Consider the following 25266-nt stretch of genomic DNA (forward strand, 5'->3'; position numbering starts at 1 on the left):
GGTAACACTGGTCACCCGGCATCAGCGGCCCGCCACCTCATGATTTCCCCTGCGGCAACAGCAGGCCCATGCTGATCTCGTCGACATCGCGATCATCCAGTCGATAGGCGTTGCGCCGGATGCCTTCGTCGATAAAGCCGCACTTGCGATAGAGCCCATGAGCCGCCTCGTTATGAGCCATCACTCCCAACTCCAGCCGGCTGATGCCACAACCCGGCGCGGCGGCGATCAGGGTACGTAGCAAACGCTCACCCCAGCCCTGGCCCCGCGCGCCTTGGCGCAGCCCCATCACGATCAGGGCGCAGTGTCGATTGCGCCGCAAGCCACCACCCATCATCAGCGCGAACCCCTGCACCTCGTCGGCCAGGGTCAATAGCCACATTCGCTGATTGACACTGGCCTGCATGGCGGCCAGACGCTGGCGCTGCCCCTCGAGATCGGATGGGCGCTCCCCCGCCTCGAACAGCATGAAACGCGTCTCCCGATCCAGCTGTTGAAAGAAGTGATCCAGCGCCGCGACGTCCTCCGCCCCGGCCAAACGAATGCTCATGTCAGGCTCCCTGCCAGTCAGCTACCCCTTGGCGGCCATAAAAAAACGACTCCATTTGGAGTCGTTTTTATCAGAGCCATCTGGCTAATTCCATCTATTCCTGAGGGACATGTCCGTCAGGAGATCCATCAACCCTTGGCTGGCAGGCTCAGGCGGGCAACGGCTTCCACGTGCATGGAGTGGGGGAACATGTCCACCGGCTGCACCTCGTCCAGCACGAAGCCCTGCTTGACCAGGTAGGCCAGATCCCGGGCCAGGGTCTGCGGGTTGCAGGAGACATAGACCAGACGACGGGGTGCCATGGCGACCAGGGTCTGCAGCACCGCCTTGTCACAACCCTTGCGGGGGGGATCCATCACCACCACATCGGCGCTCACGCCCTGGGCGTGCAGCTCGGGCATCAGCTGCTCGGCCTTGCCCACGTGGAATTCGGTGTGCTCTATGCCGTTGAGGGCCGCGTTGCGGCGGGCATCCGAGATCGCGCTCTCTACCGACTCTATGCCGACCACCTTGGCGGCCTTGGCCGCCAGGAACAGGGAGATGGTGCCGATGCCGCAGTAGATGTCGAACACAGTCTCGTTGCCGGTCAGCTCGCTGTATTCGAGCGCCTTGGAGTAGAGCACATCGGTCTGGCTCGGGTTGTTCTGGAAGAAGGAGAGCGGCGAGATCTCGAATTCGAGTTCGTGGATCTTGTCGCGGATGACGCCTTCCCCCAGCAGCACCCGGTTGCTCGCGCCCAGGATGCGGTTGGTGCGCTCGTCATTGACGTTCTGTACCAGGGTGGTGATGGGCAGATCCGCCAGCGCCGCCAGCAGTTCGGCTTCGAATGGCAGCTCTTCACCCAGGGTCACCAGTACCACCATCAGCTCGCCGCTCTTGAAGCCCTTGCGGGTCATCAGGTTACGGACACAACCGCTGTGGTTGACCTCGTCATAGGCCGCGATCTCGTGCGTGCGCATCCAGTTGCGTACCCGGGCATTGAGCTCCACGTGCAGGGAGTCCTGCACCGCGCAGTCGTCGGCGGTGATGAGATCGTGGGAGTGCTTGCGATAGAAACCGATCTCGGCACCGGCCGCGCTGCTGCGCACCGCATACTGCGCCTTGTTGCGATAGGCGAAGGGGCTATCCATGCCGAGGATGGGGTTGACCTGGGTAGCCAGCCCGGCCTGATCCAGCGCGCTCTGCACCAGGGACTGCTTCAGCTTGAGCTGGGCCGGATAGGCCAGCGGCCTGACCTGGCAGCCACCGCACTCGGTGTTAGGGCAGAAATCGGCGACCCGATCGGCGGAGGCCTGGGTCAGCTCGACCAGCTTGCCGTGCAGATAGTTCGGTTTGACTTCGGTCAGCTCGACCAGCGCCTGCTCACCGGGCAGCAGACCCTCGACAAACAGAGGGCGATCGAACAGGCGACCCTTGCCGTCCCCTTTGTCGGTCAGTTCCAGAATATCGATCTGATGTTGGTGTCCCACTAACGGCATGAGCGGCTCCGAAGGCATAGATAAAAGGATGGAAGCGGGCTAACCCGGCTACCCCAAATAAAGGGTGGCAGAGTTTAGCGGAGATCCGTCCAAATTGCAGGCATAAATCACCGCCTAAAACAGGCCGGCAGGATTGAATGGCGATCCGGTTGCAGGTTGCAGGCATCAATCGCCGCCTAAAACAGGCCAGCAGGATTGAATGACGATCCGGTTGCAGGTTGCAGGCATCAATCGCCGTCTAAAACAGGTCGGCAGGATTGAATGACGATCCTGTTACAGGTGGCAGGCATAAATCACCGCTTAAACAGGCAGTCTGAAGGCACTGCAAGATCGAAAGGCGATCCTGTTGCATGTGGCAGCCATAAAAAAACCGCCGGACAGGGCCGGCGGCAAGCTTGTTAACGGGAACCCGATGCGGTTACAGGCTGTAGGCCTTCTCACCATGACTGGTGACATCCAGCCCTTCCCGCTCCGCATCTTCCTTCACCCGCAGGCCGATCAGCAGATCCACCGCCTTGTATGCCACGGCGGAGACCACGGCGGTCCATGCCACCGTCACCAGCACGCCGATGACCTGGATCTTCACCTGCGCCAGGATGGAATAGCCCTCGGCGACCTGATTGGTCACATAGTCCCACACCCCGGTACCGCCCAGATCCGGGCTGGCGAAGACCCCGGTCAGTACGGCCCCCAGGATCCCGCACACCCCGTGCAGACCGAATACGTCCAGGCTGTCATCGGCCCTCAGCAGGCGCTTGAGACCATGCACACCCCACAGCCCGGCCACCCCGCTCAGGATCCCGATGATGAGGGCACCACCAACACCGACGAAACCGGCGGCAGGGGTGATGGCAACCAGGCCGGCAACCGCACCCGAGACCGCACCCAGCAGGGAGGGACGCCCCTTCATAAGCCATTCGGCAAAGGTCCAGGAGAGGGCCGCCCCGGCCGGAGCCAGCCAGGTGTTGATCAGTGCCAGTGCGGCTGTGCCGTTCGCTTCCAGCGCGGAGCCGGCGTTGAAGCCGAACCAGCCGAACCAGAGCAGGGCGGCCCCTATCATGGTCATGGTCAGGCTGTGCGGTGCCATGGGGTCACGACCGTAACCCACTCGCTTGCCGGTCATGTAGGCGCCGACCAGACCGGCAACCGCCGCGTTGATGTGCACCACGGTGCCACCGGCGAAATCGAGCGCGCCATGCTGGAACAGGTAACCGGCGGTGGCCGTCGCAGCGGCCGCCGTGTCGGCCGTGGTGTAGGCATCAGGACCGGCCCAGTACCACACCATGTGCGCCATCGGAATGTAGGCGAAGGTGAACCAGATCACGGCGAACAGCAGCACCGCCGAGAACTTCATCCGCTCGGCAAAGCCACCGACGATGAGCCCGCAGGTGATGGCCGCGAAGGCGCCCTGGAACACCACATAGATGAGCTCGCTGATGCCCACCCCTTTGCTAAAGGTGGCGGCGATCGACTCGGGGGTGACCCCGACCAGCAGCACCTTGTCGAATGAGCCGTAGAAGGCGCCCCCTTCGGTGAAGGCCAGCGAATAGCCGTAGACCACCCAGAGCACGGTGATGAGGCAGAACAGGGTGAACACCTGCATCAGCACGCTCAGCATATTCTTGGCACGCACCAGGCCACCGTAGAACAGGGCCAGGCCCGGGACGGACATCAGGATCACCAGGATGGCCGCCAGCATCAGCCAGGTATTGTCTCCCTTGTTGATGGTCACGGTCGCCGCTGTCTGCACCACATCAGCCTGTGCAGCCACCTCTTCGGCCCAACCCGGGGCGGCCATGGTGGCGGTCAGCACCAGCAGGCCAGTCATTACGAGTCTCTTGAACATACAGCCCTCTCCTTCCCTGTCATCCCGGCACCTGGCCGGGTCCATTTCCTGATATGAATGTCTAACTTGGCTATTCACTCAAACCCACATCGGTAAATCGGTATTGCCCTGTCACGACCCTCGGCATGACCCCGCAGGGATCATCATGGCGACATGATTGTGTTAAAGCATAAAGCAGGCCAAAAAATAAATTACATAATATTCAATATCTTGTGCGATATTCGAAGAAGGGTTGCACCATGTTGGCGCACCTGGTTCACAAACAGGAACGAAATCGCACTCCCGCTGTGCAGAGCCGGGAGGGCGCACCAAGATGTGACAGGGGTCAGGAAGAACGAGGGTACTGCCTTTGCCAAGACGGCCAGCAGGGGTGAGCAGAGGAGAAGGGAGATCCCCACTTGCAGCAAGTGAGAATCCTGGGCGTGACAGTGGGTGGAGGCACAGAGCATGGGCTGGCGGCCGCCAAGCAACGGAAAAACAAAAGGCCATCCGTGAGGATGGCCTTTTGTCATTGAATTCTAAATGGTGCCCGGGGTCGGACTCGAACCGACACGTCTTTCAACGGCGGATTTTGAAACCGATGGGCGCCCTTACAAATCAATAAGTTACTGATTTATAAGGATTGAAAAAACTCAATATCACGCTTTGTCACTCAATATAGAGCGGCTCAATGGACTGTTTATGGACATCTTTCAGGGCAGTGATGGGGTTTAGCCGCACCGCATCTTCCAGGTGATCGGGAGCAAAGTGGGCATAGCGCATCGTCATCTTGATATCGGTGTGGCCGAGGATTCGCTGCAGTACCAGGATATTGCCACCGTTCATCATGAAGTGACTGGCAAAGGTGTGGCGCAGAACGTGGGTGCTCTGCCCTGCTGGCAATTTGATATGTGCCCGCCTGATGGCTTTCTCGAACTCGGCATAGCAATCGCTAAACAGGCGGCCGGTACGCTTGGGCAACATGGCCAACAACCAGGGCGCCACTGGCACCGTCCGGTTTCGCTTGCCCTTTGTCTTGGTGAAGGTGATTCGGCCCATGCCGATCTGGGAACGGCTAACCTTTTCTATCTCAGACCAGCGTGCCCCAGTCGAAAGGCAGAGCATCACAATCAGCCACAGATCCCGCTGCTCCTTGCAGACGTCCAGCAGCTGCTCGATTTCATCCTGGGAAAGATAAGCCAGCTCAGATTCCTGCACCTTGTACTGCCGCAGATCGGCCAACGGGTTGCCGCCGTTCCACACCCCCAGGCGGGCCAGCTCATTGAACACCGCCTGCAGATAGAGCTGCTCGCGGTTGATGGTGGTCGGTGTTACCTGTCGGCGCTGCCCTGGAACATAAAGATCCCCGGCCAAACGCCGCTCGCGGTATGCCGAGAAGTGTTCAGAGGTAAACTCGCTGGCAACCGGGTTTTCCAACGCCTCACACAACCACACCAATTTGTCCCGCCGCCGTTCACCATCGGCCAACGTCTGCCCATGCCTCCCAAACCAGAGATGCACCAGATCCAGCAACCGCTGGCCGCTATGCTCAGGCTCGGGTTCAGCCTCTTTGAGCCAGGGTTTGTTGGTCAACTGATGCCGTTCCCATGCCAGCGCCTCCCCCTTTGTCATAAAGGATTTGCGCAGGCGGGGCCCGTTCACCCCATCAGGGCGGACGTCTGCCCGCCAGGGCTTGGCTTGCCCTTCAATTTTTTTGACTGTCATCGCACACCGCTAAGGCTTGCTTGTGAGATGCAATGGCCTGTGCCAGCTGGTCTCGCGCCGACTGCAGCGCGCTAGCATCGCCATTTCTGGCAAAGGTATAGAGCTGGCCGACAAAGGCATCGCTGCGCTGCACCAGGTCAGCGGCAAGCCGGATAACCACATCATCAGATAGGTGGCTGGAGCGTATGTCATTCATCGAATCGCGGGCAGCCGATATCACCGGCGTGACAGTGCTCATTCGATATTCAGCGATCTGGTGATAATCGATCTGCTGTCCATCAAACAGACCGCCAAAGCGCGCCATCACTCCATCCGTGGTCTGTTTCATCTTCTGGTAGATATCCTGCTCCAGTCGGCACTGGTCAGCGAGAGAAAGCGCCCGCAGTGCCTTGGCCGATTGCTGCTCACCTTGCACCATCGCGCTCTCAGTAGGCGGCATGGGGGCATCATACCAAGTAGGGCGGAATAGCCACGCGCCAACAACCGCCGCAACGAATAGAATCAGCACGCCAGCCGCTGCTTTACTGGGGCGAACTGATGCAGCCCTCTGAGCCCGTTCCTCTTTACTCATCCTGAGCACGGCAAACGCGTGACTGAAGAACAGCAGGATGCCATGCACGGCAGACAGCACGGCCAGTAACACCAAACCGCCACCCAGCTCGATTTTTCCATCCGGTACCGAGCTGAGCAGGCCAAAACCGAGGAATGCATAGAGCCCGATAAAGAGCGCATTCAGCCGCCGCTTCTGTCCAAACAAAGCCGGTTTGAACAAACTGATAACCGTCAGCAACAAGCATAAAAGGGCTGTCCAGATAGCCAGCACAGAAAGCATGAGAACTCCTTAAAACTTCTTACCAGCCCAGACTACCCGACCAACCAGATCCAGCTCGGCCAGTTCGGCTTTGCTCAGGTCACGGGATTTGTACAAGGGGTTGTCGGAGATGATGCGCACTCCACCCAGGTCGAACTGCAGGCGCTTTACGAACAGGCCGCCATCGAGGCGCAGCACATAGAGGCCATCGCGGGGCGCTTCCCCATTCTTCAGGCGAACCAGGATCACATCACCATCGTTAATGGTCGGCTCCATGCTGTCGCCCTTGGCGCGGATGACCGCCATCTTGGCCGGGTCAAACCCCTCTCGGCGCAGCCAGTCGGAACGGAAGGCCATTGGCTCGGCCAAAGGTTCATCGGTGATATTGGCCCCATGGCCAGCACTCGCGAACACCTGGTAGGCGGGAATGGTAGTGAACTCACTGGATTGATAGGCAGCCGCTTGATCTGCGAGCGAAGCATGACCGGCTGATGAACGACTTGGCAGTGATTCATCACCTAAACCGAACACCAACCACTCGAAACTGACTCCACCTGCCCGTGCAAGCTTTAGTGCGCGATCAATCGGCGGAATCGTACCTTCATACAGATAGCGCCTCAATCCGCCATCGGTCATGTCTGCTCTGCGAGCAAAAGCTCGCAATGGTTCATTACCAATCACCTTTTCGAGTCGTGATACAAACTCAGACTGACTGAATGCAATCTCCTGTACGCCACCACCATTCATATGTCGCCACCGTCAAGCTTTAGTGAAAATACAGAATCACCTACTTGACCAATGCTTTTTTTGGATCAATCATGCAATCGATAAAACGCAATGAGCAACCAAGAACAGCAAATAGCAATAGGTGAAAGGGGTTCTATCATGTCAGAGATTGCACTTCAGATCGACACACCGGTTAAAACCATCGAGCGCTATAGCGCAGATACCGGTATCCCAATCGGCACAGTCAGAAAGATGATTGCCCAAGGGCAGTTGCAAACTATGCCGAAGGCTGGGCCCAAGCACCGCGTCCTGATCAACATGGTCGCGCTATACCAACAAGCTGCCTCAGCAGCGTATTTGCCCGCAATCTCCCGGTAACTATGGCACTCAATGGAGCGAGAACCATGTTTATCGGTAGCGACTGCAAACATCCACACTTCGAATCTGCATGCAGCAGATTTACTTCCACCTATGTGATCAGCGAGATCGCCAAGGCTGCTGGCATCGATGCCCAGGTTCTGAGGAACAAACTCAATCCTGACCAGCCGCACCAGCTGACAGTGGCCGATCTCGTTGCCATCTACCACGCCACCGAAGGGGACGAGACCCTTTTCGACGGCATGCTGCTGGAATGTGGCCTGACCGCCATCGCCATTCCAGCCGCCGAACGGGCGCCATCCCTCCCCCATCAAGCGATCGACCTCAACGCCAAGGTGGCCAGCATAGGCCAGCGTGCGCTGGAACTGACCGAGCGGGGCCGCATCACCCGCACGGAACGCAACACCATCGTCAGCGTGGCCACCTCGGCAATGGGGTCACTGGCCCTGCTGATCAACGACATCGAGGTGCGCTTTCAAGCGGTGCCCGCCGTCGCCTGCGCATCAGACATCCTGATGCAAACCATGACCATGTAAGGGGAAACCCATGCAACAGACACAAATCAACCACGACGAACGCAACCTCGCCGGCCTGACACCGCTGGAGCAGGTGGACATGAACACGGCGGGCTGTCTGCTGCTGCGCGAGTTGTTCGGCAAAACGCGCGCCAGTCTGGACACCGACTGGCTGGCCATCAGCGCAGCCAAGAAAGCCGCTATCTGCAGCATCGCCCGCCAGCCACGCGGCGAGCTGATGACCGCCACCTTATCGGCCCTGCCGCATGCACAACGGGAGGCGATCAGACTGGCCGTGATCTCACTGGAGTACCAGGGGGAGTTTCGTGGCGGATGTGACACCAAGGTGTGGCACCCGGCGCCGACCACCAGGGCAAAAGGGGATATCGAGAGGGAGAAGAAGGAACGCGCCGCCAAGCTACGCATGAAGCGCGCCGTGATGGCCGCCAGCCAGATGACTCAGTCAGGCCCGCGAGCAATCGGACAATAAAAAACCCGCTATCGGTGCGCCAACACCAGCGGGCTTTCAGCAGTTACTTATCGACTAGGAAAATCGACATGCCAACTTTAGCCATTAACGACACGGTGCGCAACCTGCGCATTCAAAACCGCAAACTGGCCCGCCAGGGACAGCGCTACAACTCCAGTCCTGACCTGATCCATGCAGTAGAACGCCCAGCCGCCATGGCATGGCGCGCGGTCTGGTCATCCTTCAACAACCGAGGGGGAATCTGATCATGGCCGCCGTCATCACTCGCCACACCGAACCGACCATCAAGGCCGCCAATGCCTACCTGGTCAGCCGCGGTTACATCAACTGCGGCACCACCTGGTTGAAGGGCCAGACCCGTTATGCCCGCATGGAGCATCTGACCTCTGGCCTGATCCGCATCATCGAGGGGGTGGCATGAGCATCGACGCCATTCATATCGCCAGGCGCGCCGAACAGGCCGTACTGCCGCTGCTGACCGAGCTGCTGGCCAGCACTGAGCAGACAAACCGCACCGCTCTGGGCGAGCTCTATTCAGGGGATGAGTACATCCAGGTGCAGCTGGTCGTGACCAGCCGCCCCGCTGATCTGCTCGATGACGACTCAGTGATGGGGGATGAGGAATGACAGACCTGTTTGAGCTTGAGCCGCCAGTCGATGAGCTGGCTGAAACCGAGTCTGGGCCTGCTCGCCTGCGGGCGCCTGAGCCTGTTAGCCAGCTGGCTAAGCACTTTGCTTTTTCTGTGGATGCGATAAAGCGCGCAGACGAATTCAGCCAGGAGGAAACGCTGTTGATGGGAGGAATCCGTACTCTGTATTGGCTGGCACTGGGTCAAGGCGACACCGCGCTGGCCCGCGATATTGGTGATTGGTGGTTTGAGAACGCGCAAAAGTACGGAATGGGGGAGATCATTGCATGAGCCTTCGACTGATCTCCGACCTGCAAACCCGTGTGGATAGATGGTTCGACACCATGATGGGCGACGAGGCCCGCCTGCGCAGCTACCAGCGCGACCTGCTGGCAATGCGTCGGCTATCCCCCCGCCCACGCTGCACGGTCTCCCTGACCCTGCGCCAATGTGCCGCAGCCAGAAAGATGGCGCGCCATGCCCGCCGTGCGCTGGCCTCCTGCCGGAACAACATCAAAGAGCTGTCGGGTAACCATCACCAATGAATCACCAGAACAACACAGGGCCAGCCGCCGAGGCTGGCCAATTTGGTTTTGCCATCAGCCGTCTGCCGACGCCAAAACGGAACCAGCTCCCGCTGTCTAAGAAAACCCTCCGGTCGCGCATCGATGCCCTCTCCAACGCCATGCCGGGTACCAAGCTGGAGGCCGCCTTTGTCGGCGCCCCTGGTGAATCAGATCTGGTCTGGGCGGTGCAGCTGCTCGATGGCCTCTCCATGCAGTTCACCCAAGTGCTGTTCAAGCAGTACGTGCGCCGCCGCAAAGATGGCACCACCCGCAACTGCCGCAGCGCAAACATATGGCTGCGGGAGCGGGTGAAGTGGGTTCGCTCTCTGGTGGCATCGCTGCCGGTCGATGCCCAGCACCTGCGCGACGAAGAAGGACGCAAGCGGGTAGCTCACCAGTTCGCCAACCAGACCGCAGCTATCTGGAAAAACATCGAGCAGCACACCACCGCCGGTGAACTGGATCTGATGGAGACATGGGAAGTCATCAAGCAGCCCGCCGACCAGTGGGGATTCATCGGCAAGGTGCCGAAATTCCAAACCAAAGAGGCGCGGGATAACTGGATCCTGAGCGTGATGGTGCGCCTGCTCTCCGCCAAGTGGTGGGAAAAACGCGTGAACCGCTGCTGGGATCGGCTGCAAGAGCACATCGCCATCCTGCTGGGCAAGGTACGCAAGGGCGTCTCCGCCTACGTCTCGAACGCCACCATAAAGGTGGTGCGCGAGCGCAAGCGGGCCATGATGCGCTGGCTGGCCGAGTCGGAAGTGATGAACAGCCAGCATGATCTGGTGATCTCGATGAAGGACTGCTGGGAAGCGAGCATCTCCAACCCTGTCAACCGCCGCAACGAAATGATGACCCGCATGCGTGGCTTTGAAGACTATGCCGAGGAGCAGGGGCATGTCGGGGTGTTCTTCACCTGGACGGCCCCTTCCCGCTTCCACGCCTGGAAGACCGGCCGCAACGGCAAGACCATCGAAAATGACAAGTACCAGGGCGTCACCCCGCGCGAAACCTGCGCCTATCTGGCCAAGTTGTGGAGCCTGACCCGCGCATCACTTAAGCGCAATGATGCCCCCGTCTATGGCTTTCGGGTCTGCGAGCCGCACCACGACGGCACCCCGCACTGGCACATGCTGTTGTTTATGCGCCCGAGTGATCGCAACAAGGTGATCAGCACCCTGCAACACTACGCCCTGACTGACGACAAGGCCGAGCTGGTGCGGGTCCCCATGGCCGCCCCCACCTTTACCGATATCACCCCCCGTTTCGACTGGAAGATGATCGACCCAGCCAAGGGCGATGCCACGGGCTATCTCGCCAAGTACATCGCCAAGAACATCGACGGCGCCTATGTCGGTGACGACGAAGAAGCAAACACACCGGCCGATCAAGGCGCTCTGCATGCTTGCGCCTGGGCCAGTTGGTGGGGGATCCGCACCTTCCAGCAGATCGGTGGCGCACCTGTCGGGGTATGGCGCGAGCTGCGCCGCATCAGCAACGCCAAGAAGAATGGCGATCTGGTGGGGCCACCCAAGCCAGTGTTGCAAGACCCGCGCTTTGAGGCTGCCCGCTATGCCGCCGATAACGCCATCTTTCGTTGCTACCTAGAAGCCATGGGCGGGGCGCTGGCCACCCGTGCCGAGCACCCCATCAAGCTGGCCCACCTCATCGAAGAACAGGCCAACAGCTACGGCGAAGACATCAAGCGCCTGATGGGGCTGCACACCGCGCGCTTAGGCATCAAGACCCGCCTGCAAGGGTGGGAAGTGGTACCAGCAGGCACCTATGAGGCCGCCAAGGCCGCCGGGGGTTCGGGTTGGGGTGTAGGTGTTAAGTCGGGCGGCAGCCCGGCACCTTGGAGCTCTGACAATAACTGTACGCAGCCGGATCCTGAGGCGTTCGCGGATCAGTTGATGGCAGAGCAATGGGGTTTATCTCCCTTCTCTATCGGACGTTTACGGGAAGGCGCCAGCGTCAGAGCGGACGGCTTCACCCTCTGGCTGGAGAACGGCCAGGTGCAATCGAGCCGGGCGATCCCGAGCGAGCCGGATTGGCAGCCAGAAGGCCAGGTGCCAGCCGAACAGGGCCAGCCGGATGAGTACACGGTACCGGATGGGGACCAGGACTGGCCGATGCTGGTTGAGCTGTGCGGCGAGGTCTACAAGGCGCAGGGCCACGCCGGGGCGCACCGCTGGATAGAGATGCTGCCGCAGCCCTATCAGTCCGAGATGTGGCGCGTGCTGGAAGGACTGGATGCGCCGGAGTGGATGCAGGAACAGGACGACTACAGCGAGGAGTGGACATGAACATGAATAGCAAACAGACCGTCAGCCGCGAAGAGTACCGCTGCCTGGATAATCGGGTGACCTGCATTCTCCAGCAGCGCTGGCCAGCCAACGAGATCAGCCAGTGGGTGGGGATGCTCAAGGACAAACAGCAGGCTGTGGCGTGTGCCATTCTGCGCCGCCGCCACCCTCGCCCAACATCGCTGGCCCTGCCGGCCATCGTTGACCACATACCGAACCCATTTCAGTCCAAGGCCAACCGCCCCACCGTGACGGTGCACTCCGCAGATGGCCGCTCTGTTGGTCGCCGCAATACAGTAGACGGGCTCACCCCCGTGGCCATCGACCAGAGCGGCACCATCCGGGGCGCCGTCAGTGGCCGCACCCTCTTTATCGCACTGGGCAGCGCTACCGACCGCGCCAACCCGGGCGCCGCCGAACGGCTCAACCCCGCATACCAACCAGCGCTCCATCAGGTAGTGGCTGACCATCGTCAAATCGAGACAGGAGCTCAATCATGAGAGACCCCCGCAAACAACCGGTACCGGGTGATGTGATCACCCGCTTCGGTACTACCAGGGAAGTGACCGCCACCCGGCGCAACGAGCGCGGCACGGTGACCCATGTGCTATACGAACACCCTGGTCAGACCCATCTCGAGCCGGCGAAGGAGGCAACCATCTCCAGCTGGCGGGCGTGGGCCAAGGAGGATGCCATGGTGATAAAGGAGAGCGCAGCATGACCACCGCCACCAAACGCAAGCAGGACCAGCGGGCCAGACAAGCAGCTCTCGGCATTAAGCGAGTGGAGGTGGCGCTCTCAGAACGGGAGCGACAGCAATTGGAGACGCTGCGCATCGCTCGGGCTGGCAGCGGTGAGCCCTACTCCGCCGACGAGTACATCAGCACCCTGATCCGGCGGGACTGGGAACGTTGGTTGGTGCAGGAAGCCGAGATGAAACAGCAGACCTGTCCGAACTGCGACTGCGCATTGCCGGAAGGATGCGGCGGAACCTTCAAGGGCGAAACCGCATGCTGGCAGACCCAAGGTGATAAAACCCTAGCTCTGTAAACTGATGCAAGATTGCAAAACGTGTCCGGTCACGAAGGCGTGACCGGACACACTTCATCAATTACCATTGCGGCGCAACCATGAGGGGAACCCGATGAGTTTTAACCTGTGCAACTTGCCGCCAGCCGAGAAGGCTCTGATAGAAGTAGATAAAGCCGCAGCCTATGCGGTGTGGAAGGAACGTAACGGCAAGTTGGCCACTGCAGAGCTGGACAGCAGTGCATTCAAAGGCCATGAGCTGGAGGCATTCACCCAAGCTCTGGCAAAGTACCGAACCAAACCCTAATAGTTGATTGCCAATCAGATTGAACCCCATCATCAAGGGGCTTATGCCTTCACCACCGGCAGCTCGCCAAGCGCGGTGGTATAGCGCGGACTTAACTGCTCCCGCTTCATCATCCACTCTTTAGTATCTCGGCCGCGGGCCGCGAAGTAGACCTTCCCCAGCCGCCCCTGGTTGATCTTGTCGATGATCTGCATCAGCGCCTCGCTGCGCTGGGTTCGCGGTTCACCCGCAAACAGGTCTCCCTGCTGCATGCTGGCGGGAGTGAAGTCGGCCAGCATGACGCCCCCTTTCTGGTAACGCTGCTCGTCGCGCCAGATGCGGGGCAAGAGCTCCGGGATCAGGGCCAGCAAGTCCCGGGTGTCGTAGGTGGGCAAGGCCAGCTTGGTACTCACCTGGTTGCCGTAATAGGGCTCGCGGTCGCTGAACGGGCTGGTGCGAATGAACAGGGTCACATGCCGGCAGCACATTCCCTCCCCCCGTAGCTTCTCGGCAGCCCGCTCCATATAACCGGCCAGCGCCTGATGCATGGGGCCTATCTGGGTGATGCGCTCCCCAAACGAGCGCGAGCAGATGATCTGCTGCTTGGCCTGGGCCTCTTGCTCCAGCTCGGCGCAGGGAATGCCGCGCAGCTCCTGCACCGTGCGCTCAACCACCACGCCATAGCGCCGGCGCAGGCTCTTGGGGTCAGCGGCGACCAGCTCGGCCACCGTCTTGATGCCCTGAGCCTCCAGCTTGGCCGACAGCCGCCGGCCAATGCCCCATATCTCGTCCACCGGGGTGATCGCCATCAGCCTGGCGCGCCGCTCTTCATCCCGCAGATCAACCACACCGCCGGTGGCCGGCCACTTCTTGGCTGCGTAGTTGGCGAGCTTAGCCAAGGTCTTGGTCGGCGCGATGCCCACTCCGACGGTCAACCCGGTCCACTGCTGCACCCGCTCGCGGACTTGGCGGCCATAGGCCACCAGGTCACCGGCCCAAGACTCGCTCAACTCGATAAACGCCTCGTCGATGCTGTAGGTTTCTACCGCCGGGGCCATTCCCTCCAGGATGGTCATCACCCGGTTCGACATGTCGCCATAGAGCGCGTAGTTGCTGGAAAACCAGACTCCGCCCATGGCTTCGAAAAACTTACGGATCTTGAAATAGGGCACCCCCATCTTGATCTCCAGCGCCTTGGCCTCCGCCGAACGAGCCACCACGCAACCATCATTGTTGGAGAGCACGACTATGGGCCGCCCCTTGAGGTCAGGGCGGAACAGCCGCTCACAGCTGGCGTAGAAGTTGTTCACGTCTACCAGAGCGACGGCGCAGTGCTTGTTCATGGGGCTGGTATCTGGTGTACGACAAAGGCCACCACCCCGAAGATTTCCAGTTCTTGTCCCTCGCAGAAAAGGATGGGCCGATAGGCGGGGTTACCAGGGAGCAGCGCCACTGTAGGCTTAAGCTGCAGCTTCTTCACCGTGAACTCGCCATCCACCGCAGCGACCACCACACAACCGTGCAGCGCCTTGCGGCTGCGGTCCACAACCAGCAGATCACCGTCGTGGATCCCGTACTTGATCATGCTGTCACCGGCCGCCCGCACAAAGTAGGTAGCCGCCGGGTGGGCAACGCACAGCTGATTGAGATCGATGGTCTGCTCGGTGTAGTCCTGTGCCGGCGACGGGAAGCCGCAGGCTACCGGTGAGAGAAACAGGGGGAGCTCCAACAAGGGAGCATCAGGGGTGGGTTGAGCAAACATACTGACGAACTCACAGTGACTGTATAAATACACAGTATAGCAACCCTCCCCAAGGGGTGCACCGTTCGGCGTTTGACTCCACTTGCACAAGTAGAACGCTTAGGAAATGTTAACCCTTCTGTCAGCGGAGATTTGAATGGAATACAAAATTCCGATGGTTATAACACCTACACATCGGCTTCAGATCAGTGCTAGAATCCGTTTTAATTGGGTAAAATTGCTTTTTTTGCCTAAAATTGACGTTAAAGCGGAATGAGGGTCTGACATGATAGTTGATTTCACAGTCAAAAACTTTCGCTCAATTAAGAGTGAACAACTTTTCAGCTTATATGCTGAAAAGAAAACCAGACATCATGCTGGAAATATATCCTATATTGATGAATCCCTTGGCATTTTAAAAACAGCAGCAGTATACGGCTCAAATGCATCAGGTAAAACAAACCTGATCTTGGCATTTGACACTCTCCGAGCAATCATTATTAATAGTTGTGATTGGAAAGATGGTGATGCTATTGATTATTATCAACCATATTTATTGTCAGAAACAACTCGTTCCCAACCAACAGAGTTTGAGCTAGAGTTCTACGTAAATAAAAATAGATATAGATATTATTTAACATTTGACGCTGACAGCATCCTATTTGAAAAACTAGATGTATTCTCAACTGCTAGGCCAACAAATTTATTTACTAGGTCGACTTCTGACGACTGGAAAAGTATGAAATTTGGTGATGCTTATAAAGGAGGGAAACGGCAGATTGCATTCTTCAAAAACAATAGCTATTTGTCCAAGTCTGGTAACACCCCAGACTCACCAGAAATTGTTAGAGATATATTCAACTATTTCAGAAAAAATACAGAAACGCTCTTAACAAAACAATCCATAAGCGTCGTTGATTGGGAACTTAACTCACACACAAGGGAGGCTGTTAATTATTTCCTTAAGAAGGCTGATTTTGGGATAAGTAAATTCGAGATGGAAAAAAAAGATTTACCAAAGAATTTTCCTTTATTTCCTGAAAACATGCCTGATGACGTGAAGAAAGCCATCATCAATGATTTTTCAAAATCTGAATGCTTTTATCATGAGTCGGAAGATGGAAGCCTAGTTAAATTTACAAAGGATATGGAATCAAGTGGGACGAATAGATTATTCAAAATTCTACCCGCTTTTATCGACGTATTGAAAGATGGCTCGGTTTTATTTGTAGACGAAATTGAAAGTAGTTTTCATCCGCATATTGCTGAGTTAATAATCAGGATATTTAACGACCCAGTAGTAAATATCAATAATGCACAGCTAATTTACACTACACATGATTTGTCGTTGATGTCATCTGGACTTTTAAGAAAAGATCAAATATATCTGACAGAAAAAACTATACAAAATGGCACTATATATATATGCCTAGAAGACTTTGACTCATCCCTTAAAGATAACAGCCCATTCTCAAAATGGTATAGCGAAGGGAAATTGGGTGGGATACCACAAATAAATTATTCCGATATTACAGGTAAAATAAAAGAGGTGTTGAAAAATGCCTAAACAAAGAGGTGGTAATAGTAAGTCGGTAATGCCTGCAATCAGAATATATTGTGAGGGTGAGAAAACCGAGCCATATTATATAAAAGCATATGTTAACCACTTCCACTCGGAACAAAAGAGGGTAATTGTGGTTGCAGATACAAAGAAGAACACCCCGGTTCAACTCGTTGAAGAGGCTATAGCCGCAAAAAAATCAACGGCTAACAATGATATATTTTGGGTTGTGTATGATAGGGAATCACAATCAAAATACCCAGATTCACTGCATTTAGAAGCGCAGCAGAAAGCAAAGGACAATAATATTCAAGTTGCTTTCTCAAATGTTTGCTTTGAATACTGGTTTTTACTTCACTTTGGATACACAACTGCATCATATGATAATTGCGATGAACTACTACAGAAGAGCAAACTGAAAGAGAATTTAAAGAAAGTTGGGATAGCTGACTATGACAAAGGGCTTCCCTTTATATTTGACAAGTTAAAAGACAAGGTGCCTGACGCGATTGCAAATTCAGCGAAACTGAAGGCCTCGGTGCTTCAGAGCGCAGATCCTAAGAAATGCGCCCCATGTCAGTTAAACCCATATATAGATGTGCATGAGTTATTCATTGACATGAAAAACTTTATATCCGGCTCGAAAAGCATACGCGAGAGCTAGAATATCGTTGGGATAGCACACATCTCAAGTGTGCTATCCCATCAAATATAAATAGAGTAAAACGTGCAGATGTGAAGAAAGAGAACCATTATCAAGCATCCTTTGCATATAGAACAGTCAACTCATATATATTTTATTATAATCATGCCATAGCACTTTAATATTCAAGGTTATTAATGCTACTGAGCGTTCAGCCCTAGTAATACAAGCTGCCGCCCCTCTGGCGTCAGCGACCCAACCAGACTCAATACCAGCTGGTTCGCCGTCTTGGCTGATGGGCTCAGGGTGTGAGCAAACGACAGACAGGCCACCCAGGAATGGCCACACTCTGCATCGGTACATTGGCAGTAAAGATCGGATACATCCGGGCTCAACTGGTTGGTCTTGGTAATGCGGCCCCTCTGGCCACATACTTTGCAATAAACCCGCATCACCCCTCCCAATAAATATAAAATACAATCAATAGATTGCATCTTACATCAATGTAACTGTTTTTTTATACAGTTGAACCTATCGTTTCCCGAAAATCGACCCACAAGGCCCGGGGCAGGTCGGTACTATTGATGGCATCCTGGACGAGCTCGCACAGCGGCAGCACCTCATTCCTAGCATAGGTGGCGTCGTACTTCTCAGGATCGCCCAACCCGCCCCCACCATTGGTCGGAATGATGCCGGCCAGCGCCGCTGGGAAGCGGTGAGAAGTCAATACATCCTGGGCGGTGATCCCCTTGATGGCAGCGAACTCGTCCTTGGTCGCGATATCCCCCACCGGGATCAACTTGATGCCATCGGGCTTGCCGTCGGGGATGTTCACGAACATGGAGCGGAAGTTACCCACCCCCTTGCTGTTGGCGATCATCTCCTTCATCTCGGCTTCGGTGTCATCGTCCATGTTCGGGTCGGTGGCGTAGAAGATGAACCCCATGTGGGCGCCGTTGAGGAAGTATTTGCGCCGAAACAGGGTGGCGTCCTGATTGAGCAGGGCCGACTGCAGGCCGCCCAGGTAATCAGGCATGCCATACACCTGCTGCTCGGGGTCGTACTGGGCCAGCCAGATGACATCCTCAGTCCGATATATCAGACTCGGCTTGCCCTGCTGCAGGTAGACAAAGCAGCCATCTTCGCGCCGGCGCAGGTAGACGCTCGAGAGCGGGTGCAGCCCCACCACCTGGCCAAAGCCATTGCGAATTTTAAGCAGTCCCGCATCCCCGAACTGCAGGTAGTTGTGCACGAACGCCGTGATGGTGGCGCGCTGATTGGTAAAGCGGCCGGCGACCATGTTGCGACGCGCCATCAGGATGGCCCCGTGGTGGGCGTTGGCCCGGGCCACCTTGGCCAGCCCCTTGCGCTCGATGGGGGGCTGGTAATACTCGCCGTAGGGGTTGTAGAAGACCCCGGTGTAGTCGGTCATCCAGGCGGTGGAATCTACGGCCTCCGGCATACTGAACGCCACGGCGCCGCGGCTGGATGAGGTGGCCACCTGGGCCGATGGCTGTTTGCGTTGTTTGGTCATGCTGCCTTCTTAACTTCGCTGGTTGTCCAGGTGGATTTACGTTTGCGGTTGGTATCTAGCGGCTCATTGGCCACGGCGTGAGCGATGGCAAAGAACACATCGGCGTGTCCGGTCACGTTGTCGCGGGCAGCGCGGAACGTCATCTGGCCGCCACCGGTGGTACTGCGCTTGATGGCGAGGAACGCCAGCGGAATATCCCGATCCGAGCTGTCCCACTCGATGCGGTTGGCCTCCACCACGTCGATCATCTTGAGTACCAGCCGCGACTTGCTCTCGATGCTGTAGTTGATGGGGTGGCACACCCCTTTGAACACGGGCTTGAGCAGGTCATAGACCCCGGAGCCGATGCCAGACACATCGACCCCCAGATACGTGACCCGAAACTTCTTGGCGATGCGCTCGATCTCCTGCGCCTGGTACTGGAAGTTGAGCCCGCGCCAGTAGTGCTTTTCCAGCACCCGGAACCGCTCGCCGGCAACGGTAGGCGGGGCGACTACCACCAGGGTGGCGTTATCACGAGTGCGGCTCGGGTCGTAGCCCATCCACACCTCCCGCCGCCCGAACGGATCGGGCCGCCCTGGCTTGTAGTCCTCCCAGCGGGTCGGGTCCACCCCTGCCCGCTCCATGTCCTGGAACTTGAACACCGACAGGGCATCGTCGATAAAACGGCATAGGTAGAGGCGATCGAACACCTCCTCCGGGTATTCGTCTTTGAGCTCCTCGATGTCGATGAGGTTGCATCCCAGCCGGATGGCGTCCTCGATGGTGATGACATAGCGCCACTGCCGATCGGGGCAGACCCGGCCGCCATTGCGCATCTCATCTTCACCAGGGAAATCGATCGCAACCCGGCTCGGGCGCTGCCCCTTCCAGCGATCCCCGGTCCAGAACCGGTATGCATCATGCACCTTGCTCGAAGGTGTCGAGAAGTAGGTCTTGCGCCAGCGGGTCTGAGTCGCCATGGCGCTGGCCACGTCCGAGAGCTTCTCGAAGTTGGGGATCCAGAAATATTCGTCGATGTAGACGTTGCCGGAGCGGGACTGGGCGCTGTTGGAGTTGGTCGAGCAGAAGTGCAGCTCGGCCCCGTTCGACAAGACGATGGGATTACCGGTCAGGGTTAGCCCAAGGAAGGTCTGGGCAATCTTGCAGATATAAGAGCGGAACACCTCCGCCTGGGCTCGGGTGGCGGACAGGAATATTTGGTTGCCACCTGTCAGCACCGCATCTTCCAGCGCCTCGCCGGCGAAGTAGTAGGTCATGCCTATCTGGCGGGACTTGAGGATATTGCGGGTACGCGGCAAGGCCGGGTCGTTCTTGGCCTCCCGGCAGCGCAGCTGGTAGCCAAACAGGGTACCCAGCCACTCGGCAAAGTCTGCCTCAGTCAGGTGACCGACCTCGTTCTTGCCCTTCTTGCCGCCCTTGCCCTTGCTGCTGCCACTATCCTGGCCACCCCGGCCACGGCGCGGCCGCTCAGTGGCTGGTTCATCACCACTCTCGCGGCGGGTGGTGAGCGCCTGCTGCCGCTCGGCCCACTTGAGGGCCTTCTCTTTCAGGCTGACATGGTGGCAGACCAGCCGGTCGATCTCGTCCATCTCGGCGCTGGTTTTTTTCTCACGCCCCAACAGGGAGTGCAGGCGGCGGGCAATGGCATCCTCTACCGCTTCATCAGTAAGCAGCTCCCGCCAGCCAAGCTTTTCGGCCCAGTAGTAGACAATGCGGCAGGAGTTCAGCCCCAGTTCGTCCTTGATCTCCTGGGGGGTCCATCGCTTAAGGTAGAGCCCCCGCGCGGCATTGCGGATCTCTTCGGGATACGCCACGGCGCCTCCATCAATATGAATGATGGCGCCATCATAGCCAGCCCTCTCCCCCCGCTTATCCCACTGATGTTCTGAGCAATTCGGATATCCAGCTGGATCCGAATCCCCCCCGAACACAACCGGATGAATACCCCTTCCCGACCCGATAGCCTGAGCCCGTATCAATTGGGAGCAGGCATGAACGAATCAACCTTGAGAACTGGCTTTGTCTGTATCGCTACCGAAGGCAAAGCGGTGGACGGCCGAGACATCACCCGCGACTGGCTGGTCGACATGGCCGAGACCTACGACCCGACCTATTACACCGCCGTCATCTGGCCGGAGCATGATCGCTGGTCCAGCTATGGCACCGTGCAGGCCCTCAAAGACCGAAGAGGTAGACGGCAAGCTCAAACTGTTCGCCGTCCTCTGCCCAAATCGGGATCTCGTTTACTGGAACCAGAGCGGCCAGTACCAGTTCTGCTCCATCGAACCGTTCGAGCAGTTCGCCGATCTGGGCCGAACCTACTTGATTGGCCTGGGCGTCACCGACCAGCCAGCCAGCACCGGCACCACCCATCTCAAGTTCAGCAAGAGCAGCAAGGGCCAAACCCTCGGCACGAGCGAACCGCTGGATCTCTCCATGTTCAAGCTGCCCAAGCACGAGAAGCCCGACAGCCTGCTCTCAAAGCTGTTCAGCCTGCTGTCCAGCCATGGCGAGCACGAACCACAACCCACCCCCAGCCAATCCGAGGATGAGGAAATGAAACCAGAACAGTTCGATCAGATGCTGGGGGCCCTGACCGGCCTTGGCACCAAGATCGATGCCTTCAGCGCCAAGCTGGAAACCAAACCGGAGACCGAACCGGCCCCGGTCATCGACCCGGTAAAAGAAGACAAGCCCGGCGTCACCACCGAGCAGTTCAACCAGCTGCAAACCCAGCTCTCAGAACTGACCGCCAAGATCGACCAGTTCTCCGTTGAAGTGCCGGGCCAGCGCCCGGGCGCGCTCGGCGGTGACGATACCCACACCGCATATTAAGGAGCGACAGTGAGTCAGACCCTAACCGTCCAGGCCCGTCAGCGCCTCGAAAAATACAGCGCTGCCCTGGCCAAGACCTATGGCATCCCCGTTAACGTGCTGGACAAACAGTTCAGCGTCATCAGTGGCCCGGTGGAAACCGGCCTGCGCGCGGGCCTGCTCGCCTCTGTCGAGTTCCTGAACCTCATCACTTGTATGGATGTGGATCAGATCAAGGGCCAGGTGGTGCAAGTCGGCATCGGCAAGCTGTTCACCGGCCGCAAGAAAAATGGCCGCTTCAACGGCAAGGTCGGCGTGGATGGCAACACCTACGAGCTGACCGAGACCGATTCGTGTGCCTCGCTCGACTGGGCGACCCTGTGCGTCTGGGCCAACGCCGGCAGCGAGGGCGAGTTCATCCGCCTGGTCGGTGAGTTCATCAACACGGCATTCGCCCTCGACATCCTGCGGGTCGGCTGGAATGGCGTTTCTGCCGAAGAGACTACCGACCCCGAGGCTCATCCGCTGGGTGAAGACGTCAACAAGGGTTGGCATCAGATCGCCCGCGAGTGGAACGGCGGCAGCCAGATCATCAAGGCCGGGGCCGGCAAGAAAATCCACTTCGACCCGGACGGCAAGGGCGATTACAAGACCCTGGACGAGATGGCCTCCGATCTTATCAACACCACCATCGATCCCCTGTTCCGCCAAGACCCGCGCTTGGTAGTGCTGGTCGGTACCGAACTGGTGGCGGCGGCCCAAGCCAAGCTCTACAGCGAAGCCACCAAGCCGAGCGAGCAGATCGCCGCCCAGAAGCTGGCCGAGTCCATCGCCGGGCGCAAGGCCTACATCCCGCCCTTCTTCCCGGGCAGGCGGATGGTGGTCACCACCCTGGACAACCTGCACTGCTACACCCAGCGCGGTACGCGCAACCGCAAGGCCGAGGATAACCAGGATCGCAAGTGCTTCGATAACCAGTACTGGCGGATGGAAGGCTATGCCCTGGGCGAGCACCTGGCCTATGGCGGCTTTGAAGAGGCCGACATCGAGATCGGCGCCGCACCGGCAGCACCGGAGGCCTAAGCCATGAGCTCACCCGGTCAACGTCACAAGCAGCGCGTCCAAGCCATGCAAGGGGCCGCGCAAACCGCCAGCTCCGGCATGGCCACCGGCGCAGTGGCGGACAGCCTGCACCTGCAACTGGTTGCCCTGGAACAGGACATCGTCCGGCTGCGCAAGCTGGCCCGTATCGGGGACCGGGTGAACATGAAACGCGATGAGCTGATGCCCAAATACCGCCCCTATGTGGAGCGCTATCTGGCCGCCGTCAGTGAGTCTGGCCAGCCCTACCAGAACGAGCTGTTTCAGCGCCTCATCATCTGGGCCTTTGACGTCGGGGATTTTGATGCAGGCATTGCCTGGGCGGAGCTCGCCATTGCTCAGGGGCAGCGCACCCCGAACAACATCAAGCGCGACTGGGCCCACTTTGTGGCCGACACCGTGCTGGAGTGGGCCGAGAAGCAGGCGGTCGAGGGCCATGCCGTCGAGCCCTGGTTCTCCCGGGTGTTCGACAAGGTGCGCAATGACTGGCGCCTCAACGAGCGGTTGACCGCCAAGTGGTTCAAGGCGGCCGGTTGCCTGCTGCTGCGTGACCACGACGGCCAACCTCGCCCGAGCGCCGTGGGTGACAGCGCCACCCTGGAGCAAGCCGATCACTGGCTGGCCCAGGCCGACAAGCTGCACGGCAAGGTGGGCGTCGGCACCTTGCGCCAAAAGATTGCCATGCGCCTGCGGGCGCTCAATCCGGAGCAATAAGACTCTCCGCGCCACCGCACCCCGGCGGGGAGGATAGGCCAGCCGCAAGGCCAAAGCCGAATCCTGTGATCCGTGGCTACAGGGGTGCATCTTTTATCGCCGCGCCATCGGCGACCCGAGCAACCGGGGCAGTGGTGTTCACATTGGCAAGCATCAACAGGGGTCCAGACATGTTTGCAGGCAAGGACATCGACTACAGCGCCGCCATCATCCGCAATGACGGGTTCTGGCCGGATGTGGCCGTCGCTGACTTCGAGCGCCGCCGCGCCGTGCCTGCCGATCTGGATACCCAGACCACTGGCGCTGCCCTGCTGGCCGCCGTCGCTGAAATCAACCTGCAGCTTGCGAGCCATCAGGCCACGCTGCAGGGCAAGGGCTACACCAGCGCCGCCGAGGTACACGGGCCCAGCCTGGAAGGGGGCAGCAATGCCCTGACCGAGCAGTATCTGGCCGCTGTCTTTGCCCGTGCCAAGTCCGCGCTGCTACCCGAGTTCGCCAGCGTCACCGAGCGGGCGACCGCCAACAACCAGGGTGAGCGTTCGCCAGACCAACGCGCCCACCTGCTGGCCGAGAGTCAGCAACTAGTGCGCAGCATCAAGGGCAAGCACAGAGCGGGGGTCTCGCTGATATGAACAGTGACATGAACGAGCAACAGGCCCAGGGCTATTTCCTGCAGGCGCTCCACGCCGAGCTGCTGCGGGTGCTGCCGGCCAAGTGCCACAAGACGCTCGATAGCTGGATGGAGAACGGCACCATCCGGCTGGAGCCCAAGAACATGGGTCCCACCGGAGTGGATGTGGCATGGCTCACCTATCAGGCGGTGTTCACCATCGAGCAGTTGCCGTTTCGCGAGCTGGATCCGGCCATCGTGTTGGCCGCTGTCGCCGCCTGGGTGCAGGAGCATGACGAATTCCGCGAGCGGTTCGAGCTGAGCGATCCCGAGTACGCCGTCACCCCGAACGATGAGAGGACGGCTGACCTTGAGATCCAGCTCCCCTTCACTGAGCCGCTGCGCCTGGTTGAACACGAGCAGGGCCCCATCAACTGGGACGGCAAGCGCTGGAACGTGGCCCCCTATGACATCTGGGTGGCCGACCATATCAACCTGAACGTGGGTGATACCGGCCATCACCAGGTCGGTGACCCGTCATGATCACCATCACCCTGGACACTCGCCGCAGCAAAGACCAGCTCAACCTGCTGGCCCTGCCGCCCAAGCAGCGCAAGCGCCTGGTATGGCGAGCAGCCAACGAGATGAAGAAGCTGGCCGCCCGTAACGTGCGCCAACAACAAGACCCCAACGGCCAGCCGTGGGCACCGCGCAAGCGGGGAAAACGCAAGATGTTGCGTGGCCTGCCCAAGCTGTTGCAGATCCGCGAGCCTCGTCAGGACGTGGCAGAGCTGGGGTTCACCAAGGGCACCATGAGCGCCCACGCCGGGGTTATCGCCAACACCCACCAGAAGGGGCACACCTACAAGGTAACGGCAGCCAGCCGGCGCCGGATTGCCCCCAGCGACGGCGGCAAGAACAAGCAGGCCAGCAAGGCACAAGCCCGCAAATTGCGGGAACTGGGGTTCAAGCGCCCGGGCAAGCGCAAGCGGGCATACCGTTCGGCCTCACTGGGCTGGATAACGGGCAACCTCAACTATGCCCAGGCGGGGTTGGTGATCAAGAAACTCAAGGATGAACCGGTGAAAGAGAGCTGGGAGATCCAGCTACCAGCCCGCCCATTCCTGGGCGCCAACACCCGGCAGCGCGAGCAGGCCTTTGCCCGCGCGCTGCAGAGCATCAACTACGGCTGGGACGTCAACAAGCAAGGCATGAAGGGGAAATAACG

Annotated in this window: 32 protein-coding genes and 1 pseudogene; 22 read left to right on the forward strand and 11 right to left on the reverse strand. The window is 58.5% G+C overall.

Translation table 11 applies throughout. The annotated features are described in order from the left end of the window. Positions 1-37: 37 nt before the first annotated feature. The 6 genes from AACW18_RS19425 to AACW18_RS19450 all read right to left on the reverse strand — a co-directional run bounded on the left by AACW18_RS19425 (position 38) and on the right by AACW18_RS19450 (position 7136). Positions 38-550, reverse strand: coding sequence for a GNAT family N-acetyltransferase (locus tag AACW18_RS19425; RefSeq protein ID WP_218389584.1), 513 nt, complete (start codon positions 548-550; stop codon positions 38-40). Positions 551-678: 128 nt separating this feature from the next. Continuing rightward, positions 679-2028: a 23S rRNA (uracil(1939)-C(5))-methyltransferase RlmD gene (gene rlmD, locus AACW18_RS19430; protein WP_218389585.1), complete on the reverse strand. Its 1350-nt coding sequence runs from the start codon at positions 2026-2028 to the stop codon at positions 679-681. 418 nt (positions 2029-2446) lie between these two features. Further along, on the reverse strand, positions 2447-3874 hold the full coding sequence (gene amt, locus AACW18_RS19435; protein WP_218389586.1) for an ammonium transporter: 1428 nt from the start codon (positions 3872-3874) through the stop codon (positions 2447-2449). A 648-nt stretch (positions 3875-4522) separates the two neighbouring features. Continuing rightward, entirely contained in the window at positions 4523-5578 is a 1056-nt protein-coding gene (locus AACW18_RS19440) for a site-specific integrase (RefSeq protein WP_218389587.1), read from the reverse strand. Further along, positions 5559-6410, reverse strand: coding sequence for a hypothetical protein (locus AACW18_RS19445; protein ID WP_218389588.1), 852 nt, complete (start codon positions 6408-6410; stop codon positions 5559-5561). The genes AACW18_RS19440 and AACW18_RS19445 overlap by 20 nt, the downstream gene beginning before the upstream one ends. 9 nt (positions 6411-6419) lie before the next feature. Next, positions 6420-7136, reverse strand: a complete 717-nt coding sequence (locus tag AACW18_RS19450) for a LexA family transcriptional regulator (protein WP_218389589.1) — start codon at positions 7134-7136, stop codon at positions 6420-6422. A 138-nt stretch (positions 7137-7274) separates the two neighbouring features. On the opposite strand from AACW18_RS19450, the gene AACW18_RS19455 reads away from it, so the two are divergent. The 13 genes from AACW18_RS19455 to AACW18_RS19515 all read left to right on the forward strand — a co-directional run bounded on the left by AACW18_RS19455 (position 7275) and on the right by AACW18_RS19515 (position 13338). Further along, positions 7275-7493: a hypothetical protein gene (locus tag AACW18_RS19455; RefSeq protein WP_218389590.1), complete on the forward strand. Its 219-nt coding sequence runs from the start codon at positions 7275-7277 to the stop codon at positions 7491-7493. Between the two features lie 26 nt (positions 7494-7519). Further along, positions 7520-8029, forward strand: coding sequence for a phage regulatory CII family protein (locus AACW18_RS19460; protein ID WP_218389591.1), 510 nt, complete (start codon positions 7520-7522; stop codon positions 8027-8029). Positions 8030-8039: 10 nt separating this feature from the next. Further along, complete coding sequence (locus tag AACW18_RS19465) at positions 8040-8498, forward strand: hypothetical protein (RefSeq protein WP_218389592.1); 459 nt, start codon at positions 8040-8042, stop codon at positions 8496-8498. 68 nt (positions 8499-8566) lie between these two features. Then, positions 8567-8743: a hypothetical protein gene (locus tag AACW18_RS19470; RefSeq protein ID WP_218389650.1), complete on the forward strand. Its 177-nt coding sequence runs from the start codon at positions 8567-8569 to the stop codon at positions 8741-8743. A gap of 2 nt (positions 8744-8745) precedes the next feature. Continuing rightward, positions 8746-8919, forward strand: a complete 174-nt coding sequence (locus AACW18_RS19475) for a hypothetical protein (protein ID WP_242377613.1) — start codon at positions 8746-8748, stop codon at positions 8917-8919. Continuing rightward, entirely contained in the window at positions 8916-9125 is a 210-nt protein-coding gene (locus AACW18_RS19480) for a hypothetical protein (RefSeq protein ID WP_218389594.1), read from the forward strand. Before AACW18_RS19475 ends, AACW18_RS19480 begins: the two co-directional genes overlap by 4 nt. Then, on the forward strand, positions 9122-9418 hold the full coding sequence (locus AACW18_RS19485; protein ID WP_218389595.1) for a hypothetical protein: 297 nt from the start codon (positions 9122-9124) through the stop codon (positions 9416-9418). Before AACW18_RS19480 ends, AACW18_RS19485 begins: the two co-directional genes overlap by 4 nt. Further along, positions 9415-9672: a hypothetical protein gene (locus AACW18_RS19490; protein WP_218389596.1), complete on the forward strand. Its 258-nt coding sequence runs from the start codon at positions 9415-9417 to the stop codon at positions 9670-9672. Before AACW18_RS19485 ends, AACW18_RS19490 begins: the two co-directional genes overlap by 4 nt. Beyond that, positions 9669-12002 carry a replication endonuclease gene (locus AACW18_RS19495; RefSeq protein ID WP_218389597.1) on the forward strand — a complete coding sequence of 778 codons (2334 nt, stop codon included), beginning with the start codon at positions 9669-9671 and terminating at the stop codon, positions 12000-12002. The genes AACW18_RS19490 and AACW18_RS19495 overlap by 4 nt, the downstream gene beginning before the upstream one ends. A gap of 2 nt (positions 12003-12004) precedes the next feature. Further along, positions 12005-12502, forward strand: coding sequence for a hypothetical protein (locus AACW18_RS19500; protein ID WP_218389646.1), 498 nt, complete (start codon positions 12005-12007; stop codon positions 12500-12502). After that, on the forward strand, positions 12499-12723 hold the full coding sequence (locus tag AACW18_RS19505) for a hypothetical protein (RefSeq protein ID WP_218389598.1): 225 nt from the start codon (positions 12499-12501) through the stop codon (positions 12721-12723). The genes AACW18_RS19500 and AACW18_RS19505 overlap by 4 nt, the downstream gene beginning before the upstream one ends. Further along, on the forward strand, positions 12720-13052 hold the full coding sequence (locus tag AACW18_RS19510) for a hypothetical protein (RefSeq protein WP_218389599.1): 333 nt from the start codon (positions 12720-12722) through the stop codon (positions 13050-13052). The genes AACW18_RS19505 and AACW18_RS19510 overlap by 4 nt, the downstream gene beginning before the upstream one ends. 94 nt (positions 13053-13146) lie before the next feature. Continuing rightward, positions 13147-13338 carry a DUF3283 family protein gene (locus AACW18_RS19515; protein ID WP_218389600.1) on the forward strand — a complete coding sequence of 64 codons (192 nt, stop codon included), beginning with the start codon at positions 13147-13149 and terminating at the stop codon, positions 13336-13338. A 41-nt stretch (positions 13339-13379) separates the two neighbouring features. On the opposite strand, the gene umuC is transcribed toward AACW18_RS19515, so the two are convergent. Both umuC and umuD read right to left on the reverse strand, forming a co-directional pair. Further along, positions 13380-14660 (reverse strand): translesion error-prone DNA polymerase V subunit UmuC, encoded by a 1281-nt coding sequence (gene umuC / locus AACW18_RS19520; protein WP_218389601.1) that lies wholly within the window; start codon positions 14658-14660, stop codon positions 13380-13382. Further along, on the reverse strand, positions 14657-15079 hold the full coding sequence (gene umuD / locus AACW18_RS19525; protein ID WP_218389602.1) for a translesion error-prone DNA polymerase V autoproteolytic subunit: 423 nt from the start codon (positions 15077-15079) through the stop codon (positions 14657-14659). The genes umuC and umuD overlap by 4 nt, the downstream gene beginning before the upstream one ends. Before the next feature lie 265 nt (positions 15080-15344). Here umuD and AACW18_RS19530 point away from each other — a divergent pair, with 265 nt between their 5' ends. Together AACW18_RS19530 and AACW18_RS19535 are read left to right on the forward strand one after the other, a co-directional pair. After that, complete coding sequence (locus tag AACW18_RS19530; protein ID WP_218389603.1) at positions 15345-16625, forward strand: AAA family ATPase; 1281 nt, start codon at positions 15345-15347, stop codon at positions 16623-16625. After that, positions 16618-17283 carry an RloB family protein gene (locus AACW18_RS19535; RefSeq protein WP_218389604.1) on the forward strand — a complete coding sequence of 222 codons (666 nt, stop codon included), beginning with the start codon at positions 16618-16620 and terminating at the stop codon, positions 17281-17283. The genes AACW18_RS19530 and AACW18_RS19535 overlap by 8 nt, the downstream gene beginning before the upstream one ends. Positions 17284-17462: 179 nt before the next feature. On the opposite strand, the gene AACW18_RS19540 is transcribed toward AACW18_RS19535, so the two are convergent. The 3 genes from AACW18_RS19540 to AACW18_RS19550 all read right to left on the reverse strand — a co-directional run bounded on the left by AACW18_RS19540 (position 17463) and on the right by AACW18_RS19550 (position 20613). Next, on the reverse strand, positions 17463-17714 hold the full coding sequence (locus tag AACW18_RS19540) for an ogr/Delta-like zinc finger family protein (RefSeq protein ID WP_218389647.1): 252 nt from the start codon (positions 17712-17714) through the stop codon (positions 17463-17465). Between the two features lie 65 nt (positions 17715-17779). After that, a complete protein-coding gene (locus AACW18_RS19545) occupies positions 17780-18796 on the reverse strand; it encodes a phage portal protein (RefSeq protein ID WP_218389605.1) in 1017 nt (338 codons plus the stop codon). Then, entirely contained in the window at positions 18793-20613 is a 1821-nt protein-coding gene (locus tag AACW18_RS19550; RefSeq protein WP_218389606.1) for a terminase large subunit domain-containing protein, read from the reverse strand. Before AACW18_RS19550 ends, AACW18_RS19545 begins: the two co-directional genes overlap by 4 nt. Positions 20614-20790: 177 nt before the next feature. Here AACW18_RS19550 and AACW18_RS19555 point away from each other — a divergent pair. The 7 genes and pseudogenes from AACW18_RS19555 to AACW18_RS19585 form a co-directional block, all read left to right on the forward strand. Continuing rightward, positions 20791-20919 (forward strand): annotated as a pseudogene (locus AACW18_RS19555) (GPO family capsid scaffolding protein); the annotation flags it as partial. Between the two features lie 37 nt (positions 20920-20956). Continuing rightward, positions 20957-21634, forward strand: a complete 678-nt coding sequence (locus AACW18_RS19560) for a GPO family capsid scaffolding protein (protein ID WP_256351953.1) — start codon at positions 20957-20959, stop codon at positions 21632-21634. A gap of 9 nt (positions 21635-21643) precedes the next feature. Beyond that, positions 21644-22696: a phage major capsid protein, P2 family gene (locus AACW18_RS19565; RefSeq protein ID WP_218389607.1), complete on the forward strand. Its 1053-nt coding sequence runs from the start codon at positions 21644-21646 to the stop codon at positions 22694-22696. A 3-nt stretch (positions 22697-22699) separates the two neighbouring features. Then, positions 22700-23428, forward strand: a complete 729-nt coding sequence (locus AACW18_RS19570; RefSeq protein WP_218389608.1) for a phage terminase small subunit — start codon at positions 22700-22702, stop codon at positions 23426-23428. Between the two features lie 170 nt (positions 23429-23598). After that, positions 23599-24060, forward strand: a complete 462-nt coding sequence (locus tag AACW18_RS19575) for a head completion/stabilization protein (RefSeq protein ID WP_218389609.1) — start codon at positions 23599-23601, stop codon at positions 24058-24060. Between the two features lie 8 nt (positions 24061-24068). Next, complete coding sequence (locus tag AACW18_RS19580) at positions 24069-24581, forward strand: phage tail protein (protein ID WP_218389610.1); 513 nt, start codon at positions 24069-24071, stop codon at positions 24579-24581. Further along, positions 24578-25264 carry a phage virion morphogenesis protein gene (locus tag AACW18_RS19585; RefSeq protein WP_218389611.1) on the forward strand — a complete coding sequence of 229 codons (687 nt, stop codon included), beginning with the start codon at positions 24578-24580 and terminating at the stop codon, positions 25262-25264. Before AACW18_RS19580 ends, AACW18_RS19585 begins: the two co-directional genes overlap by 4 nt. Positions 25265-25266 lie beyond the last annotated feature (2 nt).

Source organism: Aeromonas sp. sia0103 (assembly GCF_963895295.1).
In the GTDB taxonomy this organism is placed as follows: domain Bacteria; phylum Pseudomonadota; class Gammaproteobacteria; order Enterobacterales; family Aeromonadaceae; genus Aeromonas; species Aeromonas encheleia.